This is a genomic window from Rhodococcus sp. NPDC076796, assembly GCF_040702765.1.
GTDB lineage: Bacteria > Actinomycetota > Actinomycetes > Mycobacteriales > Mycobacteriaceae > Rhodococcoides.
In genome coordinates this window covers 1-12,005 of sequence record NZ_JBFBMS010000022.1, presented here as the reverse complement: position 1 = coordinate 12,005, position 12,005 = coordinate 1, and the positions used below count along the sequence as shown (strand labels likewise).

Genomic DNA, 12,005 nt, shown 5'->3' with positions numbered 1-12,005 from the left:
TCCCACATCTGTGGCTCTACCGGCCAGGACCCACTCCTGTCGGCAACCCACGCTTACATGCGGAGGGGCCCCAGCCAAGACCTCCATACCGTCTATGATTCGACTCGATTCAATACTTTTGACCGTTTCATTACTTGCGCTAGCGTAATCGGCAACTTTGCCGCTAGGGTAGGTAAAACCGGCCGGTCTGCAACCGAGGCGGATTGCTGCAGACCTGTTGGTAGAGAACGCATTCGGTGCATTCTGCATTGATTCCGTTCGCGCTCGAATATGTCGACCAATGACAAGTCAGGAACAACGCCGGAGTTCCCAAAGCGTCGACGCGTGTTTACACGGCCTTCGGAAGCACTGTGCCGCAGGGTGTTATCGGCTCCAAAGCCCGCCTCTTCCGGGAGGGTGCGTTGTGCTCGGCGACGGACTACCAGTTCAACCTGTTCAACACGAGTTCTCAGACCGCTACGTCCACTCGAGACTGCGGACCCGGCTTCTACAACAGTCATGGATTCGTGGCGGTGTGGCCGTCCGGTGGAAACATGTCGGAGTACGTCACCTTCCCGTCCGACCCCCTCCAGTACCCTGCCCCCGCTGCCCTGGCTGCACCTCGCGCAGACGGCGACGCTGCGCGCGCACAAGGAACAAATCCGGACGGTGAGAGCTACGGAACCGGCGAGGCCGCGCAGGCAGATGCTGAACTCCCTGACCTGGTCAGCGCCATCGGTACCGATGGTGAGCTGGGGTACGTCAGGTCGGACGATTTGGTTGGTTCGGTAGTCGACGCTGCCGCGACGCCAGCTCCCCGGACGATTCCCCTGCTGTCACAGACCGGGGACCCCATCGGGTCGTTCCAGATCGGTTAGCATCTTGATCGTCGCCTCTGGCCTCGGCGCTTCGGCGGCCGAGGCCAGAGTTCGTTTCAGCCTAAAGGAGACGGTATGGCTCAATACTGGGGCGATTACCCGGTCGCGGATGACGAGGGTGAAATACCTGAAGGTCTGCCCACGGGTCGATACGTACCGCTCGTCGCCAACGGTCATGGGGCGTTGACTGCCTGGGCTGCGGGTCCGGGCCGATGCTTTCGGACGTCGTATCCAGCGGCGCTGCATCCGCCCGTGAAAGTGTCACGCGGTCACCAGGCAACCGGTGACCCGCAGGAAGTTTGGTTCGAGGCCTTCACTGAAGAAGATTTGCGTGCACAGAACGAGGACATCAATGCATACTTGGCCTCGGCAGGAGTTCGTCCACAACCGCGGGGTTACAAGTGGCACGTGCTGGTCCCCGACAACATCGTGAACGAAGATGCCCTCGAAGACGCGTTACGAGACAAGAACAATTATGTGGATCCCGTAGAAGTCTTCGAATCCATTGCACAGCTGTACGGAAATTTGTTCCGGTCCTGACCTTGCGAGCCGCCAATTTTCCTTGGCAGAGACAGAGGACGTGCGACCCCTCCTGTCGCCGTTTTGGTGTACCCGGTGGAAGTGTCTCGCCAAAGGAACCCGGGGCCGGACGTACACCGTGATGGGAGCTAATCGCTTAACCCGCAGGCGAACTGAGGTGCCGGTAGAGGGTGGCGCGGCCGATTCCGAGTACTGATGCGATTTCGGTTTTGGGTGTGCCGTCGTCGAGCATTCTGCGGATGTGACGAGCTTTGTCGGCGTCGATCTTGGCTGGTTGGCCACCGATGCGGCCGCGGGCTCGTGCGGCTGCGAGGCCGGCCATGGTGCGTTCTTTGACGAGGTCTCGTTCGAATTCGGCGAGGGAGCCGAAGATGTTGTAGGTCAGGCGTCCTCCGACTGTCGAGGTGTCGATGCCTTCGGTGATGCTGCGCAGTGTTGCACCTTTGGTTTCGATGAGGTTGACGGTTTCGATGAGGTGGCTCAGTGAGCGGCCGAGTCGATCGAGTCGCCATACTGCGACGACGTCGCCGGCGCGCACGCTCTCGAGGAGCAGCTGCAACTGAGGTCGGTCTTTGTCTGCTCCGGATGCGACCTCTTCCCAGATGCGGAAGCAGCCGGCGGCTGTCAGTGCGTCTCTCTGTAGATCCAGCGACTGATCGGTGGTCGAGACCCTCATGTATCCCAAAACGGCGCTCACGAGGATGACTGTCTCAGAAACGGCCGACAAGGCACAGGCGGCGCGTCAGAGCTTGAGACAGGTTTCTGAGACACATCACGATTGAGTCTCGATATCGATCCTGTCAGTTTCAGGAGTCGCGTTCACTGTGTCAGAAGTCGAATGCACTGAGCGCCAGCAATTGATGTGGGTTCGGCTCCTACTCCGGCTCGTCGGCGTTAGTGTTGCCTATGGGCATGTCGAAAGTGGTACCTGCGCTGCCGGTACGAGACATCGACACCGCTGTAGAGATATACGTCCGCGCGTTCGGCTTCACGACCCGGTACACCGACCCGACTTTCGCGAGACTTACCCGCGACGACGTCGAGATCCACTTGTGGGCCGCCGACGACGACAGCTGGAATACCCGTTCAGACCCTGCGGCATGGCCGGTATGCAGCGGAGCCGAGACGTTCCTTGCCGGCACAGCCAGCTGCCGCATCGCCGTGGACGAGATCAACGACCTTTACGCCGAGATGTCCCGCGCGGGAGTGCTCCATCCCGCAGACGCGGGTCGTCCCGTCTCGACGGACTGGGGAACGACGGAGTTCGCAGCTGTCGACACCGACGGCAATCTGATCACTTTCCATACCGATGAAAAAAGCCAACACGAGCCCACCACGGCAGGCAACGGCGCACCCTGACCGCACCCTCGAGCAGAAACTCGATGACCCGGACGTCCGTCGACGCGCTACGCGTGGTCATCGTCCTGAAATAAGCGCATGCTGGACTTGTCCACCCGCGCGCAGTCAGGCGACGGTCAGATAGATCAACGCGACATTGAGTGCGACGACGATTCCCGCGATGAGCCATGCCGCGTATGCCGTGATCCGGTGATTGACATCGCCGCCCATCAGGATGCGGTCCGAGGTGAACCGCACCAAGGGAATGAGCGCGAACGGAATACCGAAGGACAGGACGACTTGTGAGACGACCAGTGCCCGACTGGGGTCGACCCCCGCGGCCAGAATTGCCAGTGCGGGAACAAGTGTCACCAGTCGTCGCACCAGAATCGGAATGCGCTGACGTAGTAGGCCGTCCATGATCATCGCGCCGGCGTATGCCCCGACCGATGTCGATGCCAGGCCCGAGGCCAGCAGGCCCACCGCGAACAGCAGCGCTACCACCGGCCCCAGAGTGTCTCCTACTGCTGTGTGAGCTCCTTCGATGGAATCGACGCCCTCTCGGCCTCCCAGCGTCGAGGCCGCCAACAGCAGCATCGACATGTTCACTGCACCGGCCAGCAGCATCGCCAACCCGACATCGATCCGGGTGATCCGCAACAACCGCTGCCGGACAGGCCCTGCCTCGGGGTGTCCGTGCCGGTCACGTGCAAGGCCGGAGTGCAGATAGACCGCGTGCGGCATGATCGTCGCACCGAGCATAGCGGCGGCTATCAATACGCTTTCCGCGCCGTCGAACCGCGGAATCAACCCGGCGGCAGCGGCGGTGAACGATGGCGGTTCCACGACGACGCTGGCAAGAAATCCGACGGCGATGACACCGAGTAGACCGAGAATCACGAACTCGAACGGGCGCTGGCCCCGGCGATCCTGGACCAGCAACAAGATCATCGATACGGCTCCGGTGATGAGGCCGCCGATCAGGAGCGGCAGGTCGAAGAGCAAGTAAAGAGCGATCGCACCGCCGACGATCTCTGCGAGGTCGGTCGCCATGGCGACCACTTCTGCTTGCCCCCAATATGCCAGTCGCACACTCTTGCTCGACTTCTCGCGGACCACTTCGGGCAGTGTCATTCCGGTGACGATGCCGAGTTTGGCGGAGAGGAACTGCACGAGGCCGGCCATCACGTTCGCGGCGACGATCACCCAGACCAGCAGGTACCCGAACTGCGCGCCGGCGCTGACGTTGGAGGCGACATTGCCGGGGTCGACGTAGGCGATCGCGGCGACGAAAGCAGGACCGAGCAGAACGAGGCCAGACCGAAACCTCGAGGGCGGCCGAGACGATCGGCGCTGCAGCACAGACATGACCACACCCTCCGGCACCAACAATATGTCAGAACCCTGAAAATATAGTTCGGCCTCCCGAACAATGCAATGCGGCGTGGCGGTTCGGCGACATCACGATCAGATGGGCAGGATCACTGCACTGACGAATTCGTTGCGGATCCAGGCGATGAACAACCCCCACACCCCGGTCAGCAGTGCGATGCCGACGGCGATCATGATGACACCGCCCGCCACCTTGATCCTCTGAGAGTTCCTCCGAAGCCACCCCACACCGCGCATCGCCGAACTCGAACCGAACGCAAGAACGACGAACGGTAGGCCGAGTCCCAGGCAGTACGCGACGATGAGAGTGACCCCGCGGGCTGCGGTTGCACCTTCGGTGCCTGCCGCCACGGACAGCACGCCGGCAAGGGTCGGACCCAGGCACGGCGTCCAGCCGAGCGCGAACACCCCACCGAGCAGCGGCGCTCCTGCAAGGGACGAGATCTGCCGGGGTGCGAATCGGGTGTCGCGTTGCAGTGCGGGTATCAACCCGATGAACGCCGCACCCATGATGATCGTGATGACCCCGCCCACGCGTTGGAGTACTTGCTCGTTGATGCGCAAGGTGCCGATGACTCCGAAGACCGAGGCTGTGGCGAGGACGAAGACGATGGTGAACCCGGCGACGAACAACGACGCTGCACCGGCCACACGCCAGCGATTCACGAGACCCGTCGACGACGTACCGGCGGTCGCGGTGCTGGGTGTCCGGGCATCGGCTGACTGAGCCTCGCAGGCCGATTGGGTGCCGCGGGCTGATTGGGCGTCGCGGGCTGATTGGGCGTCGGCGCCGGCGATGCCTGCCAGGTAGGACAGGTATCCCGGCACCAGCGGCACCACGCACGGTGAGGCGAACGAGACCAACCCGGCGAGCATGCATGCCGCGATCGCCAGCAGTAGGGGCCCACTCGATGCCGCGTTCTGGAACGTCGACCCGATGTCTTGGGCGAGAAGAGTCGTCATTCCGCGGCTATCCGTTCGACGACGGGAAGCAGGTCTTCGGTGAGCAGGGCTCGCATGAAGACCGCGGCCACCCGGTGCTGGCGATCGAGTACCAGCGTCGAGGGAATGACGCTGGTCGGATAGTTCCCGCCGAGGGCGATCAGCGTCCGCATCGAGGGGTCGTAGATCGAAGGGTAAGTGACGTTGTTGTCGACCACGAAGTCCTGCGCTTTGTCCTTCTGCGGATCTCGGACATTGATACCGAGGAACTGCACACCGCGCTCACGGGTGGCCTCGTAGACCTCTTCGAGGTCGTCGGCTTCGCCGCGGCAGGGGCCACACCATTGACCCCAGAGATTGATCACGACGACCTTTCCGTCGTAGTCCGCCAGAGCGGTCGTCTTGCCCTCCTCCATCAGATCGGGGCCGGCGAGCTCGCCTATGGTTCCGCGTGTTTCGGGAGGGTCGTAGACGATGTCGGTTCGGCCACCGGGCGCGACGAAGTCGAAGCTCCCGCCGGACGGTGCAGCGTCGGCACCAGCGGAGCATCCGGAGATCAGTAGTACGACGGCAAGAATCGATCCGATTGCCGCGGTGGGCGTGCCGCCTTGTCGTCGAGTACCGACCCACACGGGTAGGAAACGTGTCATGAGGTGAAGTCCTTTATTGCAGTGCGGATCTGGTCTGTCGTCTCGAACACTGTCGGGTCGGTGATGCGCTCGATCGTTCCGTCCGGGCGGACGAGAAAACTCAGGGGAAGGACCGGCGGTGCCGAGAGCGCGTCCTGGACGCTGCCGCCGTCGATGTAGTTCGGATAGCGGATGCCCAGTTGCGTGAGCAGCGCGGCCGCGTCCGCGGGTCGGTCCTCGACGTTGATTCCGATGACTGGGATCGCGTCGGGTTCTGCGGCGTAGGCATCGACTACGGGCATCTCGGTGCGGCACGGGCCGCACCAGGATGCCCACAGGTTGATCAGCGTCACCTCGCTGCCGAGAACGTCGACGAGATCGACATCGTCGGCACTGCCGATGCAGCGCGCCATCACTCCCGCCAGCGGCCCACCTTCGTGTGGCACCGGCTGCGGACACAGCGGTAGCGCTGTTGCTCGTGCCGCGTCATCCGGCGGGCGGGACAGTGTGGGTTCGGGTCCGACCGGCGCGACATTGTTGGCGATGACGTCGGATGGGCCGCCCTCGACGCCACCGGAGCGGGGCCACAGTGCGACGATCGATGCAACGACAACGACGAGCATGACGATCGACCAGCCGCGCGTCATCGCCGTGACCTTCTTTCTCGAGAGATCGGCAGAGGGGCGAACGGTACGTCGCGGATCATAGGAGCGTGGACCAGTACGACCAGAAACGCTGCGCGATCAGGGCGATGAGGACGAGAAACCACACGGTCAGCGCAATCGAGTGATTGCGCATCAACACTCCCGCCCACTGCCGCCGGCCCGCACTCGGAGCCCCGCGGTCGAGGTTGCGCAGCGTGACGTACCAGAAGATCGGTACGGTGACCGCCCACACCGCCATGCAGTACGGGCACAGCGCGCCGATGTCGTAGAGGCTCTGCACGATCAGCCAGTGCACGAAGACCGCAGCAGCAGTGACACCGACCTGCAGTGCACTCCAGAACCACTGCGCGAACACGGCTCCGGCGAGCAGGGCGGCACCCACTGCCGCCACGACGGCGAAGCCCGCGATCCCGAGAAGGGAATTGGGAAATCCGAACGCAGACGCCTGCGGGGTGTCCATCACCGATCCGCAGTTGAGTACCGGATTGATACTGCAGGTCGGGGCGTAGGCGGGATCGAGCGCAAGGGCGAACTTCTCTACCGTGAGTACGAACGCGGCGGCCAGTCCGATCACGCCTCCTACCAGCAGCAGCCAGGGCAGGCTTCGGGCGAACGGTCCGCTGCGTCGGGTGAGAGCGGCTGCGCGGTCAGCCGAGTGCAGCGTCGAGGGCATCGGTGAGGTCTCCGTAGGTGGTGGGTTCGATCTTGGTGCCGTTGAGGAAGAACGTCGGGGTGCCCTGGACGCCGAGCGCGATCCCGTCGGCGACGTCGGCCTCGATGCGTTCGAGCGTCGCAGGGTCGGTGTAAGCGGCATCGAAGGCGCTCATGTCGAGTCCTTGCTCGACGGCGAAGCTCCGAAACAACTCGTCCTGCGGAACCTGCTGTTCGCCCCACTGCGCCTGCGTCTCGTACATGCGCTGATACATGTCCTCGAAGCCGCCCTGCTGTGCTGCGGCTTCGACAGCGCGTGCGGCGCGTTCGGCATTGAAGTGCGAGGCGATGGGAAAGTAGCGGGCCACGAAGCTCACCCGGTCGCCGTACTCCTCACGCAATTGTTCGATCGCTGGGTAGACAGACCGGCAGGCCTCGCACTCGAAGTCGAGGAACTCCACGAACGTGACCCGGCCGTCGGGCACCGAGTTCAACCGATGACTGTTCTCGCGCACCGCGATCGAGGCAGGGTCGGCGGCGGCCTGCTCGGCGGCGGCAGCATCCGGCGTGCCCGATCGGTCCACCACCAGAAATACAGCCAACGCGGCGGCGAACACGACCACCAGGGACAGGGAAATCTTCAACGCTCGGCTCATACAACTACCTTCTCGACTCGTTCGGACTGATCAACGGGCCCGATATGGGCGTTTCGACCCGTTGTGAGACTAACAATCGTACGAACGTCGACCGAAAGGTCTTCCCTGACGATCGCATGATTGTTAGATTGTGCCCATGGCCTTGGAACCTTTGGACTCGTGCGATCTGTTGTGTATGGACCTCCCTCACGCCGAGAGGGTGCGCGCAGCCTTGCCTGCTCTCGGCGATATCGAACCGGTCGCCGACGCTGCCCGAGCTTTCGGTGACCCCACCCGACTGACCATCGCGCTCGCGTTGAACGCCGGCGGGCAGATGTGCGGCTGCGATGTTGCGTGGATCGTGGGACAGAGCCAGAAGCTGGTCTCCCACCATCTCCGCAAACTCAAAGCCGCGGACGCCGTCACATCGAACAGAGAGGGAAAGTTGGTCATGTATTCGCTCACCGATCGCGGCGCCCGACTGCTCTCGATACTGACCGAGCCACTGGCCACCGCCTCGGCCACCGCTGATCTCACCGGGGTCGATCATGGCTGACGCGTGCTGCGGACCGACCCCCGCTGCGCCGACCACCGAACCGGCCGCCGACGGTACGGGCACGGCAGGTCCGGCTCCGACCGACGTACCCCAGAGGTTGTGGCAGGTCCGCGAGCTGCAACTCGCATCGGTAGCCGCGATCATCCTCGCCGCATCGTGGTTGCTCGGTCGAACGGGTGCCGATGCGGTCGCGACCGTCGGCGGTCTGATCGCTGCCGCGATCGCGGCCGTCACCTTCGTTCCCGCGACGGTGAGAAATCTGCGACACGGCCGCATCGGTGTCGGCACGCTGATGACGATCGCGCTCCTCGGTGCCATCGCATTGGGCCAGATCCCCGAGGCCGCGATGCTCGGCATCCTGTTTTCCGTCGCCGAGGGACTCGAGGAGTACGCGGTCACCAAGACCCGCCGCGGACTACGCGCACTTCTGTCCTTGGTGCCGCCGACAGTGTCGGTCCTGCGCGGTGGAACCGAGCAGGCCCTGCCCCCCGACGATGTCGTGATCGGGGACACCATGGTGCTGCGACCGGGCGAGCGAGCTGCCACGGACGGCACCATCGCACGCGGTTCGACGAATCTGGACGTGTCCGCGATCACCGGCGAGTCCGTGCCCATCGAAGCCGGTGTCGGCGACGAGGTGCATGCCGGTGCCATCAACGGCGGCGGAGCCATCGAGATCACCGTCACCGCGCCGGCATCGGAGAGTTCGCTTGCGCGCATCGTCCGCATCGTCGAACAGGCCCAGGACCGCAAAGGGGCCGGCCAGCGGCTCGCGGACCGGATCGCACGTCCCCTCGTGCCTTCGATCATGATTCTCGCCGCCCTCGTCGCCGGCGTCGGTGCGGTGCTCGGTGACCCCATGTTGTGGCTCGAACGCGCACTGGTGGTCCTGGTCGCGGCATCACCGTGCGCGTTGGCCATCTCGGTGCCGCTGTCGGTGGTGGCGGCGATCGGGGCTGCGAGCCGCAACGGGGCATTGATCAAAGGCGGTGCAGCAGTAGAAGAGCTGGGCCGCATCCGCGTCGTCGCCGTGGACAAGACCGGCACCCTCACCGCAGGACGACCGGAGGTCGTCGACGTCGTCACCGCTGCGGGAATCGGCCGCGACGCCGCGCTGGCCGTTGCTGCTGCGCTCGAAGCGCGCAGCGAGCATCCACTCGCCCGCGCCATCCTCGCTTCCGTATCGACCGTCGCGGCAGCCGATGATGTCACTGCCATCGCCGGACACGGCCTGACCGGCACCCTCGACGGAGCCGCGATCAGGCTCGGGAAACCGAGCTGGTTCGACACCCACCCCAGCTCCGAGGAGTTCCGCGCCGACGTCGCTCGTCTCCAAAGCAGCGGTGCCACAGTCGTTCTCGTCGAACGCGCCGGAGTCCTGATCGCTGCGATCGCCGTCCGCGACGAACTGCGGCCCGAGGCCGCCGAGGCTGTCCGCCAACTCACCGCGCTCGGTATCGACACTGCGATGCTCACCGGCGACAACGCACTCACTGCGCAGGCCCTGGCGACCCAGGCGGGTATCACCGCCGTCCACGCCGAACTACTGCCCGAGGACAAAGCGGCCCTGCTCGCCGACATCGCGGCCGGACGCAAGATTGCCATGGTCGGCGACGGCATCAACGACGCTCCCGCCTTGGCGACCGCAGATGTCGGTATCGCCATGGGCGCAATGGGAACCGACGTTGCCATCGAGACCGCCGATGTTGCCCTCATGGGGGAAGACCTCCGGCATCTACCGCAGGTGCTGGCCCACGCTCGGCATGCCCGCGGCATCATGGTCCAGAACATCGCCCTGTCGATCGCGATCATCGGCGTGCTCGTCCCACTGGCTGCCACCGGCGTCCTCGGTTTGGCGACTGTGGTGCTCGTCCACGAACTCGCCGAAGTCCTGGTGATCGCCAATGCGATTCGTGCCGCCCGCACCACACCGTTGGACGGGTTCGTCCCACCGCCTACGGCATCCGGTGCCCTCAATGTCACGATCGCACCCGCAGCGGCCTTCGAGGATGCCTGCTGCGCTCCGGCCCCGACGCCGAGGAACGCTGCGCCTCTCGCATCTGGGAACCTACTGGCCGCCACCACCGCACCGTCACCCTCGGCGATCGGAGCAGACGACGGCAGCAGCTCCGGGTGCTCGGATGGATGTACCTGCTGCACATCGACTCCCGCGCGAAGCGAACTCGGTCAGGGAAGGTAGAGACCTGCGGGCGGTGATCGGACTGCATGCAGGCTCTACGGGATCGACATGACCCCAGCAGCAGCGGCATCGACAACAGAGGTGCGCTGGCACCACCTCGAACGAACACACATCCTCTCGCAGCACTATCCGTGATTGCATGCTCTCAACCACGCCGCGATGGTGAAAGCTGCGGCGGTAGAACATGATCGGCGCGAATCCTGGGGTCAGGTGATCCGGATCGTGATCGCTGCTCCAGGATCGTGGTCGGGGCGATACCCGGCCGGTAACACCGGCCGGGTCGAGGCGGGACCGATGTCGCCGATGCCCATTCCGCAGGACCGTACGGACGCGCTGAGAGGCAGATAGCGGTCATCAGTTCAGGCCTGCGTAGGAGTGCAGGCCGGAGACGACCATGTTGATGATGAACAGATTGAACAGCATCGCCACGAATCCGGCGATGTTGATCCATGCTGCGCGGGTGTTGCGCCACCCGCTGGTGGCGCGGGCGTGCAGGTAGGAGGCGTAGACGATCCAGGTGATGAAGGAGACCGTTTCTTTCGGATCCCAGCCCCAGAACCGGCCCCACGCGGCTTCGGCCCAGATAGCGCCGAGGATGACGCCGACGCCGAAGAGCGGGAAGGCGAAGATCGTGGTCTTGTAGGCCACGATGTCCAGTGTCTGCGCGGAGGGCAGGCGGGCTGCGATCCGGCTCACGCGGCTGCCCGAGTCCTCGGGATGCTTCATGCGGATCAGGAACAGTATGCTCGCAACCCCGGAGATCAGGAACACCCCGCTGCCGAGCGAGACGATGGAGACGTGCACCGGCAGCCAGTACGACTGCAGTGCCGGTACCACCGGTGCTGCGTCGGCGTACAGCACGGTGCCGGCGACGAACAGCAGGATCAACGTCGGCACCAGAACGAACAACCACAGGGTGCGTAGCTGCGTCGAGCGCAGCACCACCAGTGCAGCGACTACACCTGCTGCGCAGGTGACCGAGACGAATTCGTACATGTTGCCCCACGGCGGCCTGCCGGTGGCGATCCCGCGAAGGATGATCGACCCGATATGCAGGGTCAGTGCCACCATCACCAGCCCGAGTCCGCTACGCCCGAAACGTTCGGATGGAACTCGCCGGGGTGCGTCGGGAATGCGTCCGGGCGTCGTCGACGTGGCAGCAATGATCCGAGCACGAAGTCGCTCCGTATTGTGCAGTTCCGCGCTACGGGTCGTTGCGAGCTGTGCGAGGAATGCGATCGCGGCGAGGAGATAGACCACGAAGGCGGTCTCGAAGCTGATGTCGCTCCACCGGGCGAGGGTGTCGTCGATCGGCATGGTGCTACACCGTTTCTCTGTCGTGGTTCTCGGACGGGCTCTGCGTGTGCGGCCAGATCTTCAACCGAAGGGTCTGGAATTCCGGTCCCCAGCCGGCGTGATCGGTGCGAGCCAGGCCACCCATGTCCACTGGCGAGAGACCGCGCTCGCCGGGGTGGACCCGGAACCAGACACGGCGACGTGTGATGACCAGGGACACCAGTAGTCCGGTCATCATCGTGACCGCGAACACGAGCACCCACCGCTGCGCGGGGTCGTATCCGACCTGGAGGTTCGCGAATTC

General features: G+C 64.2%; 14 protein-coding genes and 1 pseudogene. 6 read left to right on the top strand and 9 right to left on the bottom strand.

Features of this window, described 5'->3' with window-relative positions; genetic code table 11:
• The first annotated feature begins 350 nt into the window (after positions 1-350).
• Together AB0366_RS26790 and AB0366_RS26785 are read left to right on the top strand one after the other, a co-directional pair.
• A complete protein-coding gene (locus tag AB0366_RS26790; RefSeq protein WP_032373336.1) occupies positions 351-857 on the top strand; it encodes a hypothetical protein in 507 nt (168 codons plus the stop codon).
• Between the two features lie 75 nt (positions 858-932).
• Positions 933-1,397, top strand: a complete 465-nt coding sequence (locus AB0366_RS26785; protein ID WP_032373337.1) for a DUF5956 family protein — start codon at positions 933-935, stop codon at positions 1,395-1,397.
• Positions 1,398-1,533: 136 nt separating this feature from the next.
• Here the strand turns inward: AB0366_RS26785 and AB0366_RS26780 are convergent, their stop codons facing one another.
• On the bottom strand, positions 1,534-2,094 hold the full coding sequence (locus tag AB0366_RS26780) for a recombinase family protein (RefSeq protein WP_094642704.1): 561 nt from the start codon (positions 2,092-2,094) through the stop codon (positions 1,534-1,536).
• Positions 2,095-2,309: 215 nt separating this feature from the next.
• Between AB0366_RS26780 and AB0366_RS26775 the strand changes: the two genes are divergently transcribed.
• Positions 2,310-2,756: a VOC family protein gene (locus AB0366_RS26775; RefSeq protein ID WP_197077431.1), complete on the top strand. Its 447-nt coding sequence runs from the start codon at positions 2,310-2,312 to the stop codon at positions 2,754-2,756.
• 105 nt (positions 2,757-2,861) lie between these two features.
• Here the strand turns inward: AB0366_RS26775 and AB0366_RS26770 are convergent, their stop codons facing one another.
• The 6 genes from AB0366_RS26770 to AB0366_RS26745 all read right to left on the bottom strand — a co-directional run bounded on the left by AB0366_RS26770 (position 2,862) and on the right by AB0366_RS26745 (position 7,670).
• Positions 2,862-4,103 carry an Nramp family divalent metal transporter gene (locus AB0366_RS26770; protein WP_008720147.1) on the bottom strand — a complete coding sequence of 414 codons (1,242 nt, stop codon included), beginning with the start codon at positions 4,101-4,103 and terminating at the stop codon, positions 2,862-2,864.
• A gap of 99 nt (positions 4,104-4,202) precedes the next feature.
• Positions 4,203-5,090 carry a cytochrome c biogenesis CcdA family protein gene (locus tag AB0366_RS26765; protein ID WP_032373339.1) on the bottom strand — a complete coding sequence of 296 codons (888 nt, stop codon included), beginning with the start codon at positions 5,088-5,090 and terminating at the stop codon, positions 4,203-4,205.
• Positions 5,087-5,719: a TlpA disulfide reductase family protein gene (locus AB0366_RS26760; RefSeq protein ID WP_080733221.1), complete on the bottom strand. Its 633-nt coding sequence runs from the start codon at positions 5,717-5,719 to the stop codon at positions 5,087-5,089. Before AB0366_RS26760 ends, AB0366_RS26765 begins: the two co-directional genes overlap by 4 nt.
• Complete coding sequence (locus tag AB0366_RS26755) at positions 5,716-6,345, bottom strand: TlpA disulfide reductase family protein (RefSeq protein WP_008720130.1); 630 nt, start codon at positions 6,343-6,345, stop codon at positions 5,716-5,718. Before AB0366_RS26755 ends, AB0366_RS26760 begins: the two co-directional genes overlap by 4 nt.
• Positions 6,346-6,400: 55 nt before the next feature.
• The gene (locus AB0366_RS26750) at positions 6,401-7,036 is read right to left on the bottom strand and encodes a vitamin K epoxide reductase family protein (RefSeq protein WP_008720128.1); all 636 of its coding nucleotides are present in this window, start codon (positions 7,034-7,036) and stop codon (positions 6,401-6,403) included.
• Entirely contained in the window at positions 7,011-7,670 is a 660-nt protein-coding gene (locus tag AB0366_RS26745) for a thioredoxin (protein ID WP_008720127.1), read from the bottom strand. Before AB0366_RS26745 ends, AB0366_RS26750 begins: the two co-directional genes overlap by 26 nt.
• Before the next feature lie 136 nt (positions 7,671-7,806).
• On the opposite strand from AB0366_RS26745, the gene AB0366_RS26740 reads away from it, so the two are divergent.
• The 3 genes and pseudogenes from AB0366_RS26740 to AB0366_RS26730 all read left to right on the top strand — a co-directional run bounded on the left by AB0366_RS26740 (position 7,807) and on the right by AB0366_RS26730 (position 10,753).
• Positions 7,807-8,205 (top strand): metalloregulator ArsR/SmtB family transcription factor, encoded by a 399-nt coding sequence (locus AB0366_RS26740; protein WP_032373340.1) that lies wholly within the window; start codon positions 7,807-7,809, stop codon positions 8,203-8,205.
• Positions 8,198-10,405, top strand: coding sequence for a cation-translocating P-type ATPase (locus AB0366_RS26735; RefSeq protein WP_032373341.1), 2,208 nt, complete (start codon positions 8,198-8,200; stop codon positions 10,403-10,405). Before AB0366_RS26740 ends, AB0366_RS26735 begins: the two co-directional genes overlap by 8 nt.
• Before the next feature lie 48 nt (positions 10,406-10,453).
• Positions 10,454-10,753: pseudogene (locus AB0366_RS26730) on the top strand (DUF3703 domain-containing protein).
• Between the two features lie 6 nt (positions 10,754-10,759).
• Here the strand turns inward: AB0366_RS26730 and ccsB are convergent.
• Positions 10,760-11,722: a c-type cytochrome biogenesis protein CcsB gene (gene ccsB, locus AB0366_RS26725; RefSeq protein ID WP_032373342.1), complete on the bottom strand. Its 963-nt coding sequence runs from the start codon at positions 11,720-11,722 to the stop codon at positions 10,760-10,762.
• 4 nt (positions 11,723-11,726) lie between these two features.
• Positions 11,727-12,005 (bottom strand): cytochrome c biogenesis protein ResB (locus AB0366_RS26720; protein WP_363798387.1); only part of this gene is annotated, 279 nt, incomplete at its 5' end.

What these genes read in the sequence shown, in the direction of transcription:
- AB0366_RS26765 (WP_032373339.1), bottom strand. Translation starts at nt 5,090, where the DNA reads ATGACGACTCTTCTCGCCCAAGACATCGGGTCGACGTTCCAGAACGCG.
- AB0366_RS26755 (WP_008720130.1), bottom strand. Translation starts at nt 6,345, where the DNA reads ATGACGCGCGGCTGGTCGATCGTCATGCTCGTCGTTGTCGTTGCATCG.
- AB0366_RS26750 (WP_008720128.1), bottom strand. Translation starts at nt 7,036, where the DNA reads ATGCCCTCGACGCTGCACTCGGCTGACCGCGCAGCCGCTCTCACCCGA.
- AB0366_RS26740 (WP_032373340.1), top strand. Translation starts at nt 7,807, where the DNA reads ATGGCCTTGGAACCTTTGGACTCGTGCGATCTGTTGTGTATGGACCTC.
- AB0366_RS26770 (WP_008720147.1), bottom strand. Translation starts at nt 4,103, where the DNA reads ATGTCTGTGCTGCAGCGCCGATCGTCTCGGCCGCCCTCGAGGTTTCGG.
- ccsB (WP_032373342.1), bottom strand. Translation starts at nt 11,722, where the DNA reads ATGCCGATCGACGACACCCTCGCCCGGTGGAGCGACATCAGCTTCGAG.
- AB0366_RS26760 (WP_080733221.1), bottom strand. Translation starts at nt 5,719, where the DNA reads ATGACACGTTTCCTACCCGTGTGGGTCGGTACTCGACGACAAGGCGGC.
- AB0366_RS26745 (WP_008720127.1), bottom strand. Translation starts at nt 7,670, where the DNA reads ATGAGCCGAGCGTTGAAGATTTCCCTGTCCCTGGTGGTCGTGTTCGCC.
- AB0366_RS26785 (WP_032373337.1), top strand. Translation starts at nt 933, where the DNA reads ATGGCTCAATACTGGGGCGATTACCCGGTCGCGGATGACGAGGGTGAA.
- AB0366_RS26735 (WP_032373341.1), top strand. Translation starts at nt 8,198, where the DNA reads ATGGCTGACGCGTGCTGCGGACCGACCCCCGCTGCGCCGACCACCGAA.
- AB0366_RS26775 (WP_197077431.1), top strand. Translation starts at nt 2,310, where the DNA reads ATGTCGAAAGTGGTACCTGCGCTGCCGGTACGAGACATCGACACCGCT.